Below are 22,202 nucleotides of genomic sequence, written 5' to 3'. Positions count from 1 at the left end.
CCGATGTCCAAGGCACCGGCATCCGAACGCAAGGCAAAGGAGGGGGTCGCTCGCGATCCCTTGCTTGGTTATGCCGCGCTGTCGGGCGTTGCCGACGAGATGCTCGACGCGAAAGGCCAGATCCGCCCGGTCTGGCGCAACCTGATTTCCCATCTCGGCCGCATGTCCGAGCACGATCTGCGCGAGCGTTTCGCCCGCGCCGACCGCTACCTGCGCGACGCCGGCGTCTTCTACCGCACCTACGGCGCTCAGGGCAGCGGCGAGCGCAACTGGCCGATCAGCCACGTGCCGGTGCTGATCGACGGCCGCGAATGGGAAACGGTCTGCAAGGGCCTCATACAGCGCGCCGATCTTCTCGAAGCGCTGATCGCCGATATCTACGGCGACAACAAGCTGGTGCAGGAAGGTTTCCTGCCGCCTGCGCTGATTGCCGGAAATTCCGAGTTCCTGCGGCCCCTGGTCGGCGTCAAGCCGGTCGGCGGTCATTACCTGCATTTCTGTTCCTTCGAAATCGGCCGCGGCCCGGATGGCAACTGGTGGGTGCTCGCCGACCGCACACAAGCCCCGTCGGGCGCCGGTTTCGCGCTGGAAAACCGCGTCGCCACCACCCGCGCCTTTTCCGACATCTATGCCGAAAGCCACGTCCACCGGCTGGCCTCCTTCTTCGGTGCCTTCCGCGATGCGCTGCAGTCGCACAAGCAGTATCCGGACGACCGCATCGCCGTGCTGTCGCCCGGCCCCGCCAACGAGACCTATTTCGAACACGCCTATATCGCCCGCTACCTCGGCTTCATGCTTTTGGAAGGCGAGGACCTGACCGTCGTCAACGACCGGGTCATGGTCCGCACCGTCGCCGGCCTCAAGCCGGTCGGCGTGCTCTGGCGCCGCCTCGATGCGGCTTACGCGGATCCGCTCGAACTCAACCAGCACTCCCATATCGGCACGCCCGGCATGGTCCAGGCGCTGCGTGCCGGCGCGCTCACCTTCGTCAATGCGCTCGGCTCCGGCATCCTCGAGACCCGCGCTCTGCTCGCCTTTGCCCCGACCGTCTGTCGGCGGCTGATCGGCGAGGACCTGATCATGCCCTCGATCGCCACCTGGTGGTGCGGGCAGAAAAAGGAACGCGAGCACGTCGCGAAGAACATCGAGCGCATGGTCATCGGACCTGCCTATTCGCGGCTGCCCTTCTTCGACGACAACGGCCAGTCGGTGCTCGGCTCATCGCTGCGCACCACCGCCAGAGACACCATCGGCGATTGGCTGGCGACAGAAGGCGCCAAGCTGGTCGGCCAGGAAGTGGTGACGCTCTCGACGACGCCCGCCTATGTCAACGGCAAGCTCACCCCGCGGCCGATGTCGCTGCGCGTGTTTGCGGCCCGCACGGAACACGGCTGGCAGATCATGCCGGGCGGCTTTGCCCGCATCGGCGCCGGCGACGACGTCGCGGCGATCGCCATGCAGTCCGGCGGAGCCGCAGCCGACGTCTGGATCGTCAGCGACAAACCGGTCGCAAGGCCGACGCTCCTGCCGCCCGAAGAGAGTTTCACCCGCAACATGCCCGGCAGCCTGCCGAGCCGCGCCGCCGACAATCTCTACTGGCTGGGGCGCTATATCGAGCGGGCCGAAGGCGCGCTGCGCATCCTGCGCGCCTGGCACCAGCGTTATGCCGAATCCGCCGATCCGAACGCACCGCTGCTCGCCGACGTCACCCGTTACCTGAAGGGCATCGATATCGAGATGGTGAAGGCGGTGCCGGCACCGCTCTTGCGCAACATCGACAGCGCCATCTATTCGGCGAGCAATATCCGCGACCGGTTCTCTCCGGATGGCTGGCTGGCGCTGACCGACCTCGCCAAGACCGCCCGCCGCTTCCACGACACCGTGCATGCGGGCGACGACGCCTCGCATGCCATGACCATCCTCCTGCGCAAGCTCGCGGGCTTTGCCGGTCTGGTGCATGAAAACATGTACCGCTTCACCGGCTGGCGTTTCCTGTCGATCGGCCGCCATCTCGAACGCGGCATGCACATGACCCGCCTGCTCGGCCACATGTCCGGCCCGGACGCGCCCGACGGCTCGCTCGACATGCTGCTCGAGATCGGCGACAGCGTCATGACCCATCGCCGGCGCTACAACGTCGCAACAGCACGGCTGACTGTCGCCGACCTTTTGGGGCTCGATCCGCTCAATCCGCGCTCGATCCTCTTCCAGCTGAACGAGATCCGCACCGAGGTGGAGCAGCTGCCGAACGCCTTCGTCAACGGCCAGATGTCGCCCTTCTACCGCGAGGCGATGCGGCTGCATTCCGGGCTTGCCGTCATGACCCCCGAAGCGATGAGCCAGGAGACCTACCGCAAGCTCGAACAGGAGATGGAGAAGCTGTCCGATATTCTCGGCCAGACTTATTTCAGCTGATGCTCTACGACCTCTCGCTGCACATGGGCTATACCTACGACGTGCCGGCTTCCAACGCCCGCCATGTCATCCGCCTCCTGCCGCTGTCGCTGCCCGACCGGCAGAGGCTGATCGCCGGCTCCGTCACCGTCGGCCCGAACGCCGAGGAGCGCACCACCTTCATCGATTTCTTCGGCCAGCCGGCGACTTCCGTGCTGCTGCGCGCCCCCCACGAAAAGCTCGACATCCGCATGCAGGCCCGCGTCATGGTGGAAGCCACGTCGATGACCGCGGACCTGTCGCCGCAACTCGAGACGCTCGGCGACGAACTGGCGGATTTCTGGTCGGTCGATGCGGCCTCGCCGCATCACCTGACGAGCGCAAGCCCGCGGCTTGCCGAAGAGCCGCTGATCGCCGCCTATGCCCGCGAGATCCTCAGGCCCGACCAGACGGTGCTTGAGATCGCGCTCGCCGTCTGCGCCCGCATCTACAAGGACTTCACCTACGACGGCAAGGCGACCAAGGTCGACACGACGCCGAAGGAAGCCTTCCGGCTGAAGCGCGGCGTCTGCCAGGATTTCACCCATATCATGATCGTAGCGCTGCGCAGCCTCGGCATTCCGGCGGGTTACGTCAGCGGCTTCCTGCGCACCATTCCGCCGCCGGGCAAGGAACGGCTCGAAGGCGCCGATGCCATGCATGCCTGGGTGCGGGTCTGGTGCGGCGAGGCCATGGGTTATGTCGAGCTCGACCCGACCAACAACATTCCCGCCGGCAGCGATCACATCGTCGTCGGCTACGGCCGCGATTATTCCGACGTCGCCCCGGTCATCGGCGTGCTCAAAGGTTACGGAAGTCAGAAGGCGGAGCAGGCCGTCGACGTCATTCCGCTGAAATCGTGACATCCCGCTCCGTTTTGGCGCTGATTCCGGCAGTTGGATAAAATTGCAGCGAATGGTTTAGTCCTTCCTATACCCGCCGGGAATAAACCAAGCCCATGGAAGTTCAAATGAGTTGAACGGATCTGGGGGTTACGATGAGGCACACACTTCTTAGGCGGCTGGCAAAGGACCGCGCAGGCAATTTCGGCATCATGACGGCGATCATGCTTCCCGTGCTGCTCGCCGTTGGCGGCGTCGCGGTCGATCTGACCCACGTCATGGAAGAAAAGAACAAGCTGCAGGCCCTGGCCGACAGCGCCACGCTCGCCGCCGCGGCCGCCATGGCCGACAAGGGCACCATGACGGTAGAGGAAGCCCAGACCCTCGCTAAAAGCTTTGTCCTCGGCCCGAAGAAGGACGACATCAGGAATTCCGGCCTGCCAATCGATCAGCAGGAGGCCGCGATCGCCAAGCTCGAGAAGGACACCGCAGCCGTTGCGACCATCTCGACGACCTCGAACACCGCCGCCAGTTACGAAGTCAGCATGACGTCCGCCTACGACGTGCCGTTGACCGGACTGACCTCGCTCCTCGGCTTCACCGCCATGCGCGTCGGCGTCGAGAGCAAGTCTGCGAGCGGCCGCGAAGGCAATGCGCTCTCCATGTATCTGGCGCTCGACGAATCCGGCTCGATGGCCTGGGATACGACGACGGTCGACCCGACAAATCCGACCAAGCCGGAAACCTACGACTGCGGCACCAAAAAGAAGCCGAAGACCTGCACCAGGGACGTGCCGAACTATCTGTCCAAGATGCTGTCGCTGAAAACCGCTGCCGCGGTGATGTTCGACGAACTGAAGAAGGCGGACCCCAACAGCGAACTCATCCGCGTCGGCGCCGACAGCTACGACGACAAGACCAAGACCGAGCAGTCGATCCAATGGGGCACCACCGCCGCCGCAAGCTATGTCAACAACCTGCCTGCGGTCCCGGACGGCGGTACCGACGCCAGCGGCGCGATGACCAATGCCTACAACGCCCTGAAGGCCGCCAACGCCACGGAAAAGACGGCGCATGACGGCAAGCATAACACCTCGTTCGAGCGTTTCATCGTGCTGATGACCGATGGTGAGATGACCGGCAACAGTTCAAGCTGGAACCAGACGCTGGATACCAAGGTGCGCACGGAGTGCCAGACGGCCAAGGCCGACGGTATCAAGATCTACACGATCGCCTTCATGGCCCCCGACAAGGGCAAGAGCCTGCTGGAATACTGCTCGAGCGGCAAGGACGAGTACTATTACGAGCCGGACGACATGACCACACTGGTGGAAAGTTTCGGCGAGATCGCCCGCAAGGCCGCCAAGACCGGCACCCGCCTGACCAACTAAACCTGCCTTCCAGAAAGGCCGCAAAGCGCCTCGCCCTTACCGGCGGGGCGTTTTTGTTGCATCCTTTTCGATGGAAATGCACAAAGATAAATCGAGCATTGCAACAGTGTCATAACGGTGCATAAACTGTCTCTATACATCATGCCAGATGGACTGAATCGGACGCCCTTCCTCCCGCTCCCCAGAAAGTTGGCGACATATGAATAACACGTCTTCTCCTGTCGAAATTCCCCAGCCGGCCCCCCGCAGCTCCCGCCCCGAAATCATGGCGGAAGAGATCATCGAGCGCCTGACCTACCGTATCGGCAAGGACGCCAAGGTCGCCAAGCCGCACGACTGGCTGACCGCCACGATCCTGGTAGTACGCGACCGCATCATCGACACATGGATGGAATCGACCCGCAAGGTCTATCGGACGGGCGACAAGCGCGTCTATTACCTGTCGCTCGAATTCCTGATCGGCCGCCTGATGCGCGACGCCGTCAGCAACATGGGCCTGATGCAGGAAATCCGCGACGCGCTGTCTTCCCTCGGTGTCGATATCGACGTGATCGCCGTTCTTGAACCGGACGCAGCACTCGGCAACGGCGGTCTCGGCCGTCTTGCTGCCTGTTTCATGGAGAGCATGGCGACCGTCGACATTCCCGCCTATGGCTACGGTATCCGCTACGTCCACGGCCTGTTCCGCCAACAGATGGCCGACGGCTGGCAGGTCGAGCTTCCGGAAAGCTGGCTCGCCCACGGCAACCCCTGGGAATTCGAACGCCGCGAGAGCTCCTACGAGATCGGTTACGGCGGCACGGTCGAAACCGTCGGCGGTTACGACGAGACGCCGCGCTACGTCTGGAAGCCGGCCGAACGCGTCATCGCCATGGCCTATGACACGCCGGCAGTCGGCTGGCGCGGCAAGCGCGTCAACACGCTGCGCCTCTGGTCGGCACAGCCGATCGACCCGATCCTGCTTGACGCCTTCAACGCCGGCGACCACATCGGCGCGCTGCGCGAAAGCAACAAGGCGGAAAGCCTGACCCGCGTCCTCTATCCGGCCGACGCCAACCCGGCCGGCCAGGAACTGCGCCTGCGCCAGGAATTCTTCTTCTCGTCCGCCTCGCTGCAGGACATCCTGCGCCGCCACCTGCAGCAGTACCCGGACTTCACCAACCTGCATGAGAAGGTGGCGATCCAGCTCAACGACACCCACCCGGCCGTGTCGATCGCCGAACTGATGCGCCTGCTCACCGACATCCACGGCATGGATTTCGAGCAGGCCTGGTCGGTCACCCGCCAGACCTTCTCCTACACCAACCACACCCTGCTGCCGGAAGCGCTGGAAACCTGGCCGGTACCGCTGTTCGAACGCCTTCTGCCGCGCCACATGCAGATCGTCTATGCGATCAACGCCATCATCCTGATCGAGGCCCGCAAGCAGAAGAGCTTCTCCGACACCCAGATCCGCGCGATCTCGCTGATCGACGAAAGCGGTGACCGTCGCGTCCGCATGGGCAACCTTGCCTTTGTCGGCTCGCATTCGGTCAATGGCGTCTCGGCCCTGCATACGGACCTGATGAAGGTCACGGTCTTCGCCGACCTGCACACGATGTATCCGGCCCGCATCAACAACAAGACCAACGGCATCACCCCGCGCCGCTGGCTGATGCAGTGCAACCAGGGCCTCACCTCGCTGATCCAGGACGCGATCGGCGACGAGTTCCTCGACAATACCGAAGCGCTCAAGGCACTCGACGCGCATGCGGACGACCCGGCCTTCCAGGAGAAGTTCGCTGCCGTGAAGCGGGCCAACAAGGTGCAGCTCGCCAACCTCGTGGGCAGCCGCATGGGCATCCGCATCGACCCGTCGGCCATGTTCGACATCCAGATCAAGCGCATCCACGAATACAAGCGCCAGCTTCTGAACATCATCGAGGCCGTCGCCCTTTACGACCAGATCCGCTCGCATCCCGAAATGGACTGGGTGCCGCGCGTCAAACTGTTCGCCGGCAAGGCGGCGCCGAGCTATCACAACGCCAAGCTCATCATCAAGCTTGCCAATGACGTCGCCCGCACCATCAACAACGACCCGGCCGTGCGCGGCCTGTTGAAGATCGTCTTCGTGCCGAACTACAATGTCTCGCTTGCCGAGATCATGGTCCCGGCCGCCGACCTGTCGGAACAGATCTCGACCGCCGGCATGGAAGCATCCGGCACCGGCAACATGAAGTTCGCGCTGAACGGCGCGTTGACGATCGGCACGCTCGACGGCGCCAATGTCGAGATGCGCGACCATGTCGGCGAGGAGAATATCGTCATCTTCGGCATGACCGCCGACGAGGTCGCCAAGGTCCGCGAGGAAGGCCATCAGCCACGCGCCATCATCGAGAAGTCGCGTGAACTGGCCCAGGCGCTCAACGCGATCGCCACAGGCGTCTTCTCGCCCGACGACCGCTCGCGCTTCACCGCCCTGATCGACGGCATCTACAATCATGACTGGTTCATGGTCGCCGCCGATTTCGACGCCTACGCGGATGCCCAGCGCAACGTTGACCAAATCTGGTCCGACCCTAAATCCTGGTATTCGAAGACAATTCGCAATACCGCCCGGATGGGATGGTTCTCCTCGGACAGAACTATTCGTCAGTATGCGTCGGAAATCTGGAGAGCCTGATGAAGAAATCGCCGCGCGTCGATGACGGGAGAGCCCCTGGCGAAATACCGTTATCCGAGATCGAGGCGATTCTGGAAGGCAGGCATACCAATCCCTTCGCCGTCCTCGGGCTTCACAAGCTCGGGGACGGTTTCAGGGTCCGCTGTTTCGTGCCCGGAGCGGAAGCGGTCACCGCCCTTTCGCTGAATGGCACCGAACTCGGCGAACTGACGCGCCGCCACGACGCCGGATATTTCGAAGGCCTCGTCAACGCCACCCACCTGCAGCCCATCCGATACCGCGCCCGCCGCGGCGATGACGAATGGGCGGTCACCGATCCCTACACGTTCGGCCCGGTGCTGGGCCCTATGGACGACTATTTCGTCCGCGAGGGCTCGCACCTGCGCCTCTTCGACAAGATGGGCGCCCATGCCCTGAAACACGAGGGCGTCGAGGGTTTCCATTTTGCCGTCTGGGCGCCGAACGCCAAGCGGGTTTCCGTCGTCGGCGAATTCAACGGATGGGACGGCCGCCGGCATGTCATGCGCCTGCGCGTCGATACCGGCATCTGGGAGATCTTCGCTCCCGACATCCGGCCGGGCGCGGCCTACAAGTTCGAGCTCGTCGGCAAGAACGGCGTTGTCCTGCCGCTGAAAGCCGACCCCTATGCCCGCCGCGCCGAGATGCGCCCCAACACCGCCTCGGTCACCGCGCCGGAACTCTCCCAGAAATGGGACGACGCGGCCCACCTGGAATTCTGGGAAAAGGCAGACCACCGCCGCCAGCCGATCACCATCTACGAAGTGCATGCCGGCTCCTGGCGCAGGAAGCCCGACGGCTCCTTCCTCACCTGGGACGAACTCGCCTCGGAACTGATCCCCTATTGCACCGACATGGGCTTCACCCATATCGAGTTCCTGCCCATTACCGAGCATCCCTTCGATCCGTCCTGGGGTTACCAGACGACCGGGCTTTTCGCCCCGACCGCAAGGTTCGGCGAGCCGGAAGGGTTCGCCCGCTTCGTCAACGGCTGCCACAAGGTCGGCATCGGCGTCATCCTCGACTGGGTGCCCGCCCATTTCCCGACCGACGCCCACGGCCTGCGTTTCTTCGACGGCACGGCGCTCTACGAGCACGCCGATCCCCGCCAGGGTTTCCACCCCGACTGGAACACGGCGATCTACAATTTCGGCCGCAACGAGGTCCTCTCCTACCTCGTCAACAACGCGCTCTACTGGGCGGAAAAGTTCCATCTCGACGGCCTGCGCGTCGATGCCGTCGCCTCCATGCTCTATCTCGACTATTCGAGGAAGGAGGGCGAATGGGTGCCGAACGAATATGGCGGGCGCGAAAACCTCGAAGCCGTGCGCTTCCTGCAGAAGATGAACTCTCTCTCCTACGGCGCCCATCCCGGCATGATGACGATCGCCGAGGAATCCACGTCCTGGCCGAAGGTCTCGCAGCCCGTTCACGAGGGCGGCCTCGGCTTCGGCTTCAAGTGGAACATGGGCTTCATGCATGACACGCTGAGCTACTTCAAGCGCGAGCCGATCCACCGCAAGCACCATCACCACGAACTCACCTTCGGCCTGCTCTACGCCTATACGGAGAATTTCGTGCTGCCGCTTTCCCATGACGAGGTCGTGCACGGAAAGGGCTCGCTGATCGCCAAGATGGCCGGCGATGACTGGCAGAAATTCGCCAACCTGCGGGCCTATTACGGCTTCATGTGGGGTTATCCGGGCAAGAAGCTGCTGTTCATGGGCCAGGAATTCGCCCAGTGGAGCGAGTGGAGCGAGGAGCGTTCGCTCGACTGGAACCTGCTCCAGTACCACCCGCACGAAGGCATGCGCCGCCTAGTGCGCGACCTCAACTTCACCTACCGCTCCAAGCCCGCGCTGCATGCGCGTGACTGCGAGGGCGAAGGTTTCCGCTGGCTGATCGCCGACGACGCGGAAAATTCCGTCTATGCATGGCTGCGCATGTCGCCGGGAGAAAAGCCGGTGGCGGTGATCAGCAATTTCACCCCCGTCTATCGTGAAAATTTCCGCATCCCCTTGCCAAAGGAAGGCAGATGGCGGGAAATCTTGAATACCGACGCCGAGATCTACGGCGGCAGCGGCAAAGGCAATGGCGGTCGCGTTCACGCTGTGAACGCGGGAGGAACCGTCCAGGCAGAAGTCACGCTGCCCCCGCTCGCGACGATCATGCTCGAACTGGAACAAGCATAAGGGACCTTGGGAGGGAAACGATGAACGAAAAGAGAATTCAGCCCCTGTCGCGCGATGCAATGGCTTATGTGCTTGCCGGCGGCCGAGGCAGCCGCTTGAAGGAACTCACCGACCGCCGCGCCAAGCCCGCGGTCTATTTCGGCGGCAAGGCGCGCATCATCGATTTCGCGCTGTCGAACGCGCTGAATTCCGGCATTCGCCGCATCGGGGTGGCGACGCAGTACAAGGCCCATTCGCTGATCCGCCACATGCAGCGCGGCTGGAACTTCTTCCGCCCCGAGCGCAACGAGAGCTTCGACATCCTGCCCGCCTCCCAGCGCGTCTCCGAGACGCAATGGTATGAGGGCACCGCCGACGCCGTCTTCCAGAACATCGACATCATCGAGGCCTATGCGCCTGAATACATGGTCATCCTCGCCGGCGACCACGTCTACAAGATGGACTATGAATACATGCTGCAGCAGCATGTGGACAGCGGCGCGCAGGTCACCGTCGGCTGCCTGGAAGTGCCGCGCATGGAAGCGACCGGCTTCGGCGTCATGCATGTCAACGAGAAGGACGAGATCATCGCCTTCGTCGAAAAGCCAGCCGATCCGCCCGGCATTCCCGGCAATCCGGATTTCGCGCTCGCCTCGATGGGCATCTACGTCTTCCACACCAAGTTCCTGATGGACGTCCTGAAGCGCGATGCAGAAACGCCCGGCTCCAGCCGCGACTTCGGCAAGGACATCATCCCCTATATCGTCGAGCACGGCAAAGCCGTCGCCCATCGTTTTGCCGATAGTTGCGTCCGCTCCGATTTCGAGCGCGAGCCCTACTGGCGCGACGCCGGCACGGTGGACGCCTACTGGCAGGCCAATATCGACCTGACCGAGATTGTCCCCGGCCTCGATATCTACGACAAGTCCTGGCCGATCTGGACCTATGCGGAGATCACCCCGCCGGCGAAATTCGTCCATGACGACGAAGACCGCCGCGGCTCGGCGATTTCCTCGGTCGTATCCGGCGACTGCATCATCTCCGGCTCGTCGCTCAATCGAAGCCTGCTGTTCACCGGCGTGCGCGCCAATTCCTATTCCCGCCTCGACGGCGCGGTCGTGCTGCCGAATGTCAGGATCGGAAGGCGCGCGCAGCTTCGCAATGTCGTCATCGATCACGGTGTAACCATTCCTGAAGGCCTGGTGGTCGGGGAAGATCCCGAACTCGATGCGAAACGTTTCCGCCGCACCGAAACCGGTATCTGCCTGATCACCCAGGCGATGATCGACAAACTGGATCTGTAACGTCTTATGCAAGTGCTTTCGGTCGCGTCCGAAGTCTATCCGCTCGTGAAGACCGGCGGGCTGGCCGATGTGGCCGGCGCGCTGCCGCTTGCCTTGAAAGGGCATGGCGTTTCGGTCAAGACGCTGATGCCCGGTTATCCGGCCGTGATGCGCGTCGTCAAGGACGCCAAGCTCCGCCTGAGTTTCGAAAACCTGCTCGGCGCCAGGGCCGACGTGCTCGAAGTCGAGTATCAGGGCCTCGACCTCCTGATCCTCGATTCCCCGACCTTTTTCGATCGGCCCGGCGGCCCCTATGTCGATGCCGCCTCCAAGGACCATTTCGACAACTGGCGGCGTTTCGCGGCCCTTTCCAAGGCCGGCGCAATGATCGCCCAAGGGGCAATGGCGGACGGTAAAGAAGGCTGGCGTCCGGATATCGTCCACGTGCACGACTGGCAGGCGGCCATGGTGCCGGCCTATATGCGCTATTCCGCCGAGCCCGAAGTGCCGACCCTCATCACCATTCACAACATCGCCTTCCAGGGCCAGTACGGTGCCGATATCTTCCCCTATCTCGAACTGCCGGCGCATGCCTTCGGCATCGAAGGCGTCGAATATTTCGGCGGCGTCGGCTTCCTGAAGGCCGGCCTGCAGACGAGCTGGGCAATCTCCACCGTCAGCCCCTCCTATGCCGAGGAAATCCTCACCCCCGAATTCGGCATGGGCCTCGAAGGTCTGCTAACGCTCCGCCAGGGCGATCTGCACGGCATCGTCAACGGCATCGATGCCGACATCTGGGACCCGGCGACCGACCCCGCCGTGAAGGCCCACTACAATGCGACGACGCTGAAGACCCGTGCCGAAAACAAGCGGGCGGTCGCCGAACGCTTCGGTCTCGACCGGGAGGCCGGGCCGCTCTTCTGCGTCATCTCGCGATTGACCTGGCAGAAGGGCATGGACCTGCTCGCCGAAACGCTTGACGATCTCGTCGCCATGGGCGGTCGGCTCGCCGTTCTCGGCTCCGGCGACCGGGCGCTCGAAAATGCCTTCCATGCCGCTGCCAAGCGCCATCCCGGCAAGGTCGCCGTCCTTTCCATCTATGACGAGCCGCTCTCCCATCTGATGCAGGCGGGCTGCGATGCGATCGTTATCCCCTCCCGCTTCGAGCCCTGCGGCCTCACTCAACTCTACGGCCTACGCTACGGCTGCATTCCCGTCGTCGCCCGCACCGGCGGCCTGAACGACACCGTCATCGACGCCAGCCACGCGGCGGTCGCCTCCAAGGCCGCGACGGGCGTCACCTTCGGGCCGGTCACCACCGACAACCTGCGCCGGGCGCTTCGCCGCACCGTTGGCCTCTACCACCAGCCGAAGGTCTGGACGGGGATGCAGAAGCAGGGCATGAAATCCGATGTCTCCTGGGAAAGAAGCGCCGGTCTCTATGCCGGCCTCTATTCCAGCCTCATTGCCAAAAAAGGATCATGACCATGATCAACACCGTTTCGACGACACCCTTTCAGGATCAGAAGCCGGGCACATCCGGCCTGCGCAAGAAGGTTCCGGTCTTCGCGCAAGTGAACTATGCGGAAAACTTCATCCAGTCGATCTTCGACAGCCTCGAAGGCTTCGAGGGCCAGACGCTGGTGATCGGCGGCGACGGCCGCTACTACAACCGCGAGGTCATCCAGAAGGCGATCAAGATGGCCGCGGCCAGCGGCTTCGGCAAGGTCATGGTCGGCCAGGGCGGCATCCTCTCCACCCCCGCCGCCTCCAACATCATCCGCAAGTACAAGGCCTTCGGCGGCATCATCCTCTCGGCCAGCCACAATCCCGGCGGCCCGACCGAGGATTTCGGCATCAAGTACAATATCGGCAATGGCGGCCCGGCGCCGGAAAAGATCACCGACGCGATCTTCGCCCGCTCCAAGGTCATCGATAGCTACAGAATAGCCGATGTCGCCGATCTCGATCTCGATGCGATCGGGACCTTCGACGTCGCCGGCATGGCGGTCGAGGTGATCGATCCGGTCGCCGACTATGCCGAGCTGATGGAACAGCTCTTCGACTTCCCGTCGATCCGCGCGCTGATCGCCAGCGGCGTCAATGTCGTCATCGATTCGATGGGCGCCGTCACCGGCCCCTATGCGCGGCAGATCCTCGAAAACCGTCTCGGCGCTCCGGAAGGTTCTGTGCGCAACGCGGTGCCCCTGCCGGATTTCGGCGGCCACCACCCGGACCCCAACCTCGTCCATGCCAAGGAACTTTATGACGACGTGATGAGCAAGGACGGACCGCATTTCGGCGCCGCCTCCGACGGCGACGGCGATCGCAACATGATCGTCGGCAAGGGCATGTTCGTCACCCCCTCCGACAGTCTGGCGATCATCGCCGCCAACGCCACCGTCGCCCCCGGTTACGCCCGCGGCATCGCCGGCATCGCCCGCTCCATGCCCACCAGCGCCGCTGCCGACCGCGTCGCCGAAAAGCTCGGCATCGGCATGTACGAGACCCCGACCGGCTGGAAATTCTTCGGCAACCTGCTCGACGCCGGCAAGGCGACCGTCTGCGGCGAGGAAAGCTTTGGCACCGGCTCCGACCACGTGCGCGAAAAGGACGGCCTCTGGGCGGTACTCTTCTGGCTGAACATCATGGCCGCCCGCAACGAAAGCGTCGCGGAGATCGTCAAGTCGCACTGGGCCGAATACGGCCGCAACTACTATTCCCGCCACGATTACGAGGAAGTCGATTCGGACGCCGCCAACCTGCTGATCACCGCCCTGCGCGACAAGTTGGCGACCCTCCCCGGCCAGGCTTTCGGCACGCTCAAGGTCGCAACCGCTGACGACTTCGCCTATCACGATCCGATCGACGGCTCCGTCTCCAAGAACCAGGGCATCCGCATCCTGTTCGAAGGCGGCTCACGCGTCGTCTTCCGCCTCTCCGGCACCGGCACTTCGGGCGCCACCATCCGCGTCTATGTCGAACGCTACGAGCCGGACGCTGCCAAGCACGACATCGACACCCAGCAGGCGCTTGCCGACCTCATCGCCGTCGCCGACCAGATCTCCGACCTCCGCAAGAGGACAGGCCGCGACAAGCCGACCGTGATTACCTGAGCCCATGGCAAAAACGGCGATCCAGGGCGGCGTGACCTTGACAGCAGACGGCGCGGATTTCGCCGTCTGGTCGCACCATGCGGAGCGGATCGAACTATGCCTCTTCGACGCCGAGGGCAAACGGGAAACCGCGCGCCACCGCCTGGTGCGCGGCCGCGACGACATTCATCGCATCTCGGTGCCGGCGGTTGGTGCCGGCGCCCGCTACGGCTACCGCGCCTGGGGTGCCTACGATCCCGATAATGGCTCCTGGTTCGATTCGTCGAAACTGCTCGTCGATCCCTATGCCCGCGAGCTCGACCGCCCCTTCCGCCACGACGCCCGGCTCTCGATGTTCGGCGTCGATACCGCCGATCTCGTGCCGAAGACGATCGTCACCCGCGATCCGCTCGCCAAGATCGGCCGGCCGATCCTGCCGCCGGGCGGCTTCGTCTATGAGGTCGCGGTCAAGCCCTTCACCATGCTGCATCCGGCGATCCCGGAAAAACAGCGCGGCACGGTCGCAGCGCTCGCCCACCCCTCGATCATCGCGCACCTGAAGAAGCTCGCCGTCGATGCCATCGAGTTGATGCCGATCACCGCCTGGATCGATGAACGGCATCTGCCGTCGCTCGGCCTCACCAACGGCTGGGGCTATAATCCGGTCGCCTTCATGGCGCTCGATCCGCGCCTCTGCCCCGGCGGCATAAGGGAACTGCGCGAGACGGTCACGACGCTGCACCAGGCCGGCATCGGCACCATCCTCGACCTCGTCTTCAACCATACCGGCGAGAGCGACCGGTATGGCGCGACGCTCTCCATGCGCGGCCTCGACAACCGCTCTTATTACCGCCATGTACCCGGCGAGCCGGGCCACCTCGTCAACGATACCGGCACCGGCAACACGGTCGCCTGCGACCACCCTTACGTCCGCCGGCTGATCATCGACACGCTCCGCCATTTCGTCGTGCATGCCGGCATAGACGGTTTCCGCTTCGACTTGGCACCGATCATCGGCCGCACGGAAAACGGTTTCGACGCCAAGGGCGAGACACTGAAGGCGATGATCTCGGACGAGGCGCTGAAAGATCGTATCCTGATCGCCGAACCCTGGGATATCGGCCCCGGCGGTTATCAGCTCGGCAATTTTCCGGAACCCTTCCTCGAATGGAACGACCGCGCCCGTGACGACATGCGCCGCTACTGGCGCGGCGACCAGTGGACGACGGGCGCGCTCGCAACGAGGCTCTCCGGCTCGTCGGATATCTTCGAGAAATCCGGCCGCACGCGGACCGTCAACTTCCTCGCTGCCCATGACGGTTTCACGCTGATGGACCTCGTTTCCAACGAGCACAAACACAACGAGGCGAACGGCGAGCAGAACCGCGACGGACACGGCGAGAATTTTTCCTGGAACAACGGCGTCGAAGGCGAGACCGACGATCCAGCCATCCTCGAAAACCGCCGCCGGGATGTCGCCGCCCTCATCTCCACCCTGTTCGCCAGCCGCGGCACGGTCATGCTCACCATGGGCGATGAGGCAGGCCGCAGCCAACGCGGCAACAATAACGCCTATGCCCAGGACAATGCGATCACCTGGTTCGACTGGAGCAAGGTCGACAAGGCGCTGGTCGAACACACCGCCATGCTCGCCGCGATCCGTAAGCGCTTCGCGGTCTTTTCGCAAACCTCCTTCTTCACCGGCAAGGGCGACGTCGAATGGCTGTCGGCCTCAGGCAAGGCGATGGAGATCGGCGACTGGGAAAATCCGGGCAATCCGGTGCTCGGAATGGTGCTGCAAACCCTCGACCGGCAGACCGACCGGGACACCCGCATCGCCATTCTGTTCAACCGCGGCCACGAGCCGGCGAGCTTTGCGCTTCCCGGCTGGGGCTGGAGACATTTCGCCTCCCGCGAGCTGTGGAATCAGCTCCTTCCCGCCCGCTCCGTGCGGTTCTGCATCGAAGAATGATGCAGTGCAAAAATCGCTCGCCAACCCATGCAAACCTTGTAAAGTCCGCCAACTCCCGGAGCAATTCCGGGGAGCATACGAGGCGGTTTTCCGCCCGGAACGGCGTTTACTTCTCGAAGACATCAGCGAGGTCGCATGCGTGAAATTTCGCTAACCGAAGTCGGAGATTTGGTTGGCACGGAGGTCGGCATATCGGAATGGATCACGGTGGATCAGCCGATGATCGACCTCTTCGCAAACGCCACCCACGATCACCAGTTCATTCATGTCGATCCGGAACGGGCCCTGGCCGAAAGCCCCTTCGGCGGCACCATCGCCCACGGTTTCCTGACGCTGTCGCTGCTGTCCGCCATGAACTTCGACTGCGTGCCGAGGATCCGCGAACAGACCATGGGCATCAATTACGGTTTCGACCGCGTCCGCTTCATGTCGCCGGTCAAGAGCGGCAGCCGCATCCGCGGCCATTTCACCCTTGCCGAAATCCGCTTCCGCGGCGGCGGCATGCTGTTGACCACCTATGACGTCTCGGTCGAGATCGAGAACGAAAAGAAACCGGCGCTCACGGCAATCTGGACCACCATCGTCCAGTTCGACCCAAAGGACCGGCCGGAAGGAGTGTGAGCGCGATGGCATCCGAAGACGAAATCAGGCAAGCGTTCCGGGAACAGGTCGTCGGGGGCCGAATTCTGGGGTCACCCTTTACCGCTCGCCTCGGCACATTGATGCTGGAACATCTCGACCGTTCGACTGAAGTGGGCCGGCGAATTTTAAGCTGGGAAGGAGATCCTGCGACACGGGGTGACCTGGTGCCCACACGCCTCGCCGGCGCGCTGCATGCGCTGGTCATCGACGGCAAGGACGATCGCCTGAAGGCAGCCTATCCGCCGAACGACGTGAGCGACGACGTGCTTTGGACAGCGATCGCCAAAGCCTTCGAAACCCAAGAAGCCTTCATTCTGGAACGGCTGAATTTCGCCCCGCAGACCAACGAGGTGCGCCGATCGAGCGGCCTGCTCGCGGGCTTCCTCACCATCGCCGACCTGCTCCAAAAGCCGCTGATCCTGTCGGAATTCGGCGCCAGCATGGGCCTCAACCTCAACTGGGACCGCTACCATCACGATCTCGGCGGCTTTCTCTGGGGTAATCCGTCATCGCCTGTCCGGCTCAAGCCCGACTGGCAAGGTCCACCCCCGCCCGATGTCGAGATCACCGTCACCGACCGCGCCGGTTGCGACCTCAACCCGCTCGACCCGAACTCGCAGCAAGACAGCCTGCGGCTGCTATCCTATATCTGGGCCGACCAGACCGACCGAATGGAACGCACGCGAGCGGCGCTGCAGATCGCCAGGGACTACCCGGCTCCCGTCGAAAAGGGCGATGCGCTTGCCTGGCTGCGCGACAAGCGGCTGAAGGTGCTCGTGCCCGGCACAGTCCATGTCGTCTACCACTCGATCGCCTGGCAATACCTGCCGCCCGAAGCCCGTGAAAAGGGCGAAGCGATCATCGCCGAAGCCGGCAGTCGCGCCACCGAGGACGCTCCGCTCGCCCGCCTGCAGATGGAAATGGACGACGATCCGGCCGGCGCGGCGCTCAGCCTGCAGATCTGGCCGACCGGCGAACAACGCGAACTCGGTCGCATCGATCCCCACGGCCGCTGGGTAAAGTGGAAGGGCTGGCAGGCTTGAGCGACCTGAACCCGGCCGAGATCGAGCAGACGAAGCTCCTGGCGAATGCCTTCGACCGGGCTTCGACAGCCTGTATTACGGTTGGCATCGTCACTCCGGTTGCAGCCATGCTCTATGGTATTGGCAATGTCGGTACCCAGTTCGGCTTCGCCGTGGTAGGATACTTCCTGGGTTGGCTTATGATCGCGGTCTTCCTACATTACTTGGCGAGGCTGACACTCAGGAGACTGGCATGACGGCAGAATGGCTTTTCGTCTCATTCGGAATGCCGGCGATCATCGGGATCATCGCTTATACGGCTTATCGCCTGCACGAGTGGGATCTCGACCGCAAACACAAACCCCGCCAGCCCGGCGAATGATCCCGACTCTCTAAGCGCCCATTTCCATCAGCACAAACCCGATCAGCGGCGGCAGCGCCGCGCCGATGGCGATATTGGCGGTGCGCGCTGGGGTCAGGCCGACGGCCGAGCCGGAAATGCCGGCTGCGATCAGACCGGCCATCGGGATCGAAAGGTCCCGGTCGATCCCCGGCGCGAAGAAGGCGATCACACCCGCGATCGACGCGCAGGCGCCGACCAGTGCCCCCTTCCAGATCTCGATTTTCATCAGTCTCGCCGCAATCGCTCCGCCGATCACCGCCGCGACGACGGCAATCGCCATCAGTGTAGATTGTCCCATGACATCCTCCCGTTCTGACGAGAGAGTGCGGTTCCTACCGGCCAAGTCAAGTGAGGCTATTGTCTTATAGCGCAGCATTCTGCGCTTATAGCGATGCGTCCTGCGCACCCTCGCAGAGCAGCCCGAACGCATAGTCCGAAAACGACCGCCAGACTTCCACCCGGAAGGCATCCTCCGCGGTCCTGAGCAGCACGATCTCGACCTTGCCGAACACGGTCCGCGAGCAGGCGCCGACCGGAAAGGCTTTCAAGGACAGGTCCTGCGGGCAGCCCGCATTGATCGCCGCAGCAGCGCCCGGCCCCGATACCAGGATCGCCGTATTGCGGTGGGAGACATCGGCCGCCGAATGCAGCACGCCGGAATTCTTCGCGGCCTGCATCAGCCCGCCATTGCCTTCCGCGATCACCAGCCATTCATCCGGCCCGAGCCAGAGCGCCGTACGGCCGTTGGCGGAAGACGACGTCTTCGGCTTCACCGGCAGAGCGACACCAAGCGCGCCGGAAAGTGCTCCGACATCCTCGGCCCTGGCGCGCAGCGAAATACGCTCGGCGGGGGGCGCGGTTTCGAGGCGGGCGGCCGACGAGCCGCCATGAAAGCCGGCAAGCGGGAGCGTGCGGGCGGCGATATCGGAACCGAAATTAGCCCCAGAATCAACCATGGATGCGGCCTCCCTGCTTGTCGAAGAACACCATGTCGGTCACTTCCACCTCGATCGTCCTGTCCTTCAGCGGCACATAGAGCGTCTCGCCGATCCGCGACCGTCCGCCGGCAACCAGCGCCAGCGCGATCGACCGGCCGCAATTTTCCGACCAATAGGCGGAGGTGACATGGCCGAGCATGGTCATCGGCTTGGCCTGGTTCGGATCGGCGACGATCTGCCCGCCCTCCTCCAGCACCAGTGCCGGGTCCTTGGTCAACAGCCCGACGAGCTGTTTGCGGTTTTCGCGCACCAGGTCGGGACGCTTCAGCCCGCGAATGCCGACGAAATCCAGCTTCTTGGAAGACACCGCCCAGCCGAGCCCCGCATCGTCCGGTGTCACCGTGCCGTCCGTATCTTGGCCGACGATAATGTAACCCTTTTCGGCGCGCAGCACGTGCATGGTTTCGGTGCCGTAGAGGCAGGCGCCCATCGACTCCGCCCGTTCCCAGATCGCCTTCCACACCGCCGGACCGTAATCGGCCGGCACGTTGAGCTCAAAGCCCAGCTCGCCGGTGAACGACACGCGAAACAGCCGCGCCGGCACGCCCATCACGCTGCATTCCGACACGCTCATATGCGGGAATGCCTCGTTGGAGAGGTCGACCCCTTCGACGAAGGGCTGAATGATTTCGCGCGCCTTCGGCCCCTGCACTGCGATGACGGCCCATTGCTCGGTGGTCGAAGTCAGCCATACCCGAAGATGCGGAAATTCCGTCTGGAGATAATCTTCCATGTGATGCAGCACGCGCGGCGCCCCGCCCGTCGTGGTCGTCACATGGAACCGGTCCTCGGCAAGCCGGCCGACGACGCCGTCGTCATAAACGAAACCGTCCTCGCGGGTCATGATCCCGTAGCGGCTCTTGCCGGGCTTCAGGCTGTCCCAGGCATTCGTATAGAGCAGGTTGAGGAACTGCGCCGCATCAGGGCCGACCACCTCGATCTTGCCGAGCGTCGAACCGTTGAACACGCCCGCCACTTCGCGCACGGTGCGGCATTCGCGGTTGACGGCGGCCAGCATGTCCTCGCCGCGCTTCGGGTAATACCAGGCGCGCTTCCAGTTGCCGACATCCTCGAACTCTGCACCTTCAGCCGTTTCCAGCACATGCATCGGCGTCTTGCGCGCCGGGTCGAACAGTTCTCCGCGCGAATGGCCGACCAGCGTGCCGTATGTCACGGGCGTATAGGGCGCGCGGAACGTGGTCAGTCCCACCTTAGGGATCGGCCGGTCGAGCATTTCGGCGGCAATCGCCAGGCCGTGCATGTTGGAAAGCTTGCCTTGGTCCGACGCCATGCCATTGGTGGTGAAGCGCTTGATATGCTCGATCGAGTGCATGCCCTCGCGCACTGCAAGGCGGATGTCCTTGGCGGTCACGTCATGCTGGAAATCGACGAAGGCTTTTACGGTCGTATCCGGCCCGGCCCCTTCCGCCGCACCGATCATGCCGCCGGTCCATTCGAACCGGTTTTCACCAGAAAGCGCCACCGAACCGCCGCCGGCCGCAATCGCCTCGTCGATCAACTCGGCCAAGTCGTCCGTGCCGTTGCAGCCGCCGATAGAAACGCAATCTTGCGCATAGATATCCGGCAGGAAACGCTGGTTGACGTCGTCGAACCGCAGCTTTCCGCGCGACTGCGAGAACAGATGCACGGAGGGCGTCCAGCCGGCCGAAATGATCAGCGCATCGACTGCTATTCTGCGGGCATTGCCGCCGCCATTGCGTGCGACGGTCATCGAGGAAATCCGCAGCCGGCCGCCGGTATCGGTCACCGAATGGCCGCTCAGCACGGAAATGCCGAGCGCGCGGGCTTCCGCCAGCAGCGCCTCGCTGGGATCGGCACGATTGTCCACGATCGCCGCGATGGAAACACCCGCCCGCCTCAGGTCGAAGGCCGCCTCGTAGGCCGAATCATGCGCCGTATAGACGCCGACGTTGCGGCCGACCGCGACGCCGTGATGGTTGAGGAAGGTGCGCGCCGCGGAGGCCAGCATGATGCCTGGCCGGTCGTTGTTGGCGAATACCATGTGCCGCTCGATCGACCCGGTCGCCAGCACCACCTTTTTCGCCCGCACCTGCCACAGCCGCTCGCGCGGGCTGCTCTTGTCAGGCTTTGCGACATGGTCGGTCACCCGCTCCACGAGGCCGAGGAAACCGTGGTTGTAATAACCGAACACTGTCGTGCGGGTCAGAACCGTCACGTTCGGCATGGCCTTGAGCTTCGCGGCACTCGCCTGCGCCCAGTCATATCCATTTTGCCCGTCGATCATGGTCGCGGCATCGTAGTGCAGCGCGCCGCCGACCTCCGGCTGCTCGTCGACGAGGAAAACGCTCGCCCCCGTCGCGGCCGCCGAAAGCGCCGCCGTCAGGCCAGCCACGCCGGCGCCGGCGATCAGCACGTCGCAATGGGCGTAACGGTTGGCATAGTGATCCGGATCCTCTTCCGTCGGAGCGACGCCGAGGCCGGCCGCACGGCGGATGAAGGGTTCGTAGACCTTCACCCAGGCCTCCCGCGGCCACATGAAGGTCTTGTAGTAGAAGCCGGCCGCAAAGAAGGGCGAGAAGAGATTGTTGATCGCCCCGACATCGAACTTCAACGACGGCCAGCGGTTCTGCGAGACGATCTTCGCCCCGTCGAACACTTCCTGCACGGTGGCCCGCACGTTCGGCTGGCGCCGCGCCGCATCGCGCGACACATCGATCAGCGCATTCGGCTCTTCCGGCCCGGCGGAGAGAATGCCGCGCGGCCGGTGGTATTTGAACGAACGGCCAAGCAGATGCACGCCATGCGCCAGGAGCGCCGAAGCGACGGTATCGCCTTCCAGCGCGGTAAAGCTCTTGCCGTCGAAGGTGAAGCGCGCCGTGCGGGCGGGCGTCAGACGCCCCGCACCCTTGATGCGGAAGGCGCCGGAATTGGAGGAAGCGCTCATCGGGCATCTCCCTCGGTTGCTTCATAGGTCTCGACGGTCTTTTCGGACGCACCCGTTTCCGGCACCGGCTGCTTCGGCATTCCTGCCTTGTAGGTCATCAGGAACCTGTCGCTCACCGTGTCGCGGGCCGCATTGAAGAACCGGCCGCAGCCATGGATATGCCGCCAGCGCTCATAGGTGAGGCCCTTTTCGTTGTTGCGCAGGAAGAAGAATTCCGCGAATTCCTCGTCGGAAATCGCTGAGATATTCTCCGGCCGCGCAATATGCGCCTCACCGGCCCAGCGGAATTCCAGCTCGGAGCGATCTTCCTCGCAATAGGGGCAATGGATCAGCAGCATCTTGAT

Annotated in this window: 17 protein-coding genes; 13 read left to right on the top strand and 4 right to left on the bottom strand. The window is 63.5% G+C overall.

All coding sequences use genetic code 11. From position 1 onward, the window contains the following. Positions 1-3: 3 nt before the first annotated feature. From PMI07_RS20635 to PMI07_RS35995, 13 genes are all read left to right on the top strand, one after another. On the top strand, positions 4-2,415 hold the full coding sequence (locus PMI07_RS20635) for a circularly permuted type 2 ATP-grasp protein (RefSeq protein ID WP_024163989.1): 2,412 nt from the start codon (positions 4-6) through the stop codon (positions 2,413-2,415). Continuing rightward, the gene (locus tag PMI07_RS20630) at positions 2,415-3,296 is read left to right on the top strand and encodes a transglutaminase family protein (RefSeq protein WP_024163988.1); all 882 of its coding nucleotides are present in this window, start codon (positions 2,415-2,417) and stop codon (positions 3,294-3,296) included. The genes PMI07_RS20635 and PMI07_RS20630 overlap by 1 nt, the downstream gene beginning before the upstream one ends. 134 nt (positions 3,297-3,430) lie before the next feature. Then, on the top strand, positions 3,431-4,666 hold the full coding sequence (locus tag PMI07_RS20625) for a TadE/TadG family type IV pilus assembly protein (protein ID WP_007774196.1): 1,236 nt from the start codon (positions 3,431-3,433) through the stop codon (positions 4,664-4,666). Positions 4,667-4,865: 199 nt separating this feature from the next. Further along, entirely contained in the window at positions 4,866-7,328 is a 2,463-nt protein-coding gene (locus tag PMI07_RS20620) for a glycogen/starch/alpha-glucan phosphorylase (RefSeq protein ID WP_024163987.1), read from the top strand. Continuing rightward, on the top strand, positions 7,328-9,538 hold the full coding sequence (gene glgB / locus PMI07_RS20615) for a 1,4-alpha-glucan branching protein GlgB (RefSeq protein WP_007770210.1): 2,211 nt from the start codon (positions 7,328-7,330) through the stop codon (positions 9,536-9,538). Before PMI07_RS20620 ends, glgB begins: the two co-directional genes overlap by 1 nt. Positions 9,539-9,558: 20 nt before the next feature. Continuing rightward, positions 9,559-10,821 (top strand): glucose-1-phosphate adenylyltransferase, encoded by a 1,263-nt coding sequence (gene glgC, locus PMI07_RS20610; RefSeq protein ID WP_007770211.1) that lies wholly within the window; start codon positions 9,559-9,561, stop codon positions 10,819-10,821. Positions 10,822-10,827: 6 nt separating this feature from the next. Continuing rightward, positions 10,828-12,285, top strand: a complete 1,458-nt coding sequence (glgA, locus tag PMI07_RS20605) for a glycogen synthase GlgA (protein WP_024163986.1) — start codon at positions 10,828-10,830, stop codon at positions 12,283-12,285. A 2-nt stretch (positions 12,286-12,287) separates the two neighbouring features. Next, positions 12,288-13,916 (top strand): alpha-D-glucose phosphate-specific phosphoglucomutase, encoded by a 1,629-nt coding sequence (locus PMI07_RS20600; protein ID WP_024163985.1) that lies wholly within the window; start codon positions 12,288-12,290, stop codon positions 13,914-13,916. Positions 13,917-13,920: 4 nt separating this feature from the next. Next, positions 13,921-15,867, top strand: a complete 1,947-nt coding sequence (gene glgX, locus PMI07_RS20595; protein ID WP_007775667.1) for a glycogen debranching protein GlgX — start codon at positions 13,921-13,923, stop codon at positions 15,865-15,867. A 135-nt stretch (positions 15,868-16,002) separates the two neighbouring features. Next, on the top strand, positions 16,003-16,488 hold the full coding sequence (locus PMI07_RS20590; protein WP_024163984.1) for a MaoC family dehydratase: 486 nt from the start codon (positions 16,003-16,005) through the stop codon (positions 16,486-16,488). Positions 16,489-16,493: 5 nt separating this feature from the next. Then, positions 16,494-17,552, top strand: coding sequence for a DUF2332 family protein (locus PMI07_RS20585; RefSeq protein WP_007771351.1), 1,059 nt, complete (start codon positions 16,494-16,496; stop codon positions 17,550-17,552). Further along, positions 17,549-17,788 (top strand): hypothetical protein, encoded by a 240-nt coding sequence (locus tag PMI07_RS20580; RefSeq protein ID WP_007771353.1) that lies wholly within the window; start codon positions 17,549-17,551, stop codon positions 17,786-17,788. Before PMI07_RS20585 ends, PMI07_RS20580 begins: the two co-directional genes overlap by 4 nt. After that, complete coding sequence (locus tag PMI07_RS35995) at positions 17,785-17,913, top strand: hypothetical protein (protein ID WP_007771355.1); 129 nt, start codon at positions 17,785-17,787, stop codon at positions 17,911-17,913. The genes PMI07_RS20580 and PMI07_RS35995 overlap by 4 nt, the downstream gene beginning before the upstream one ends. A 10-nt stretch (positions 17,914-17,923) precedes the next feature. On the opposite strand, the gene PMI07_RS20575 is transcribed toward PMI07_RS35995, so the two are convergent. The 4 genes from PMI07_RS20575 to PMI07_RS20560 form a co-directional block, all read right to left on the bottom strand. Next, positions 17,924-18,232 carry a hypothetical protein gene (locus PMI07_RS20575; RefSeq protein WP_007771357.1) on the bottom strand — a complete coding sequence of 103 codons (309 nt, stop codon included), beginning with the start codon at positions 18,230-18,232 and terminating at the stop codon, positions 17,924-17,926. Between the two features lie 85 nt (positions 18,233-18,317). Beyond that, positions 18,318-18,890 (bottom strand): sarcosine oxidase subunit gamma, encoded by a 573-nt coding sequence (locus PMI07_RS20570; RefSeq protein ID WP_024163983.1) that lies wholly within the window; start codon positions 18,888-18,890, stop codon positions 18,318-18,320. Then, positions 18,883-21,858, bottom strand: coding sequence for a sarcosine oxidase subunit alpha (locus PMI07_RS20565; RefSeq protein ID WP_007766025.1), 2,976 nt, complete (start codon positions 21,856-21,858; stop codon positions 18,883-18,885). The genes PMI07_RS20570 and PMI07_RS20565 overlap by 8 nt, the downstream gene beginning before the upstream one ends. Beyond that, entirely contained in the window at positions 21,855-22,196 is a 342-nt protein-coding gene (locus tag PMI07_RS20560; protein WP_007766024.1) for a sarcosine oxidase subunit delta, read from the bottom strand. Before PMI07_RS20560 ends, PMI07_RS20565 begins: the two co-directional genes overlap by 4 nt. Between the last annotated feature and the right edge of the window lie 6 nt (positions 22,197-22,202).

Origin of the sequence: Rhizobium sp. CF080 (genome assembly GCF_000282095.2) — a bacterium.
Taxonomy (GTDB): Bacteria; Pseudomonadota; Alphaproteobacteria; order Rhizobiales; family Rhizobiaceae; genus Neorhizobium.
This window is presented reverse-complemented; position numbering and strand designations above follow the sequence as displayed.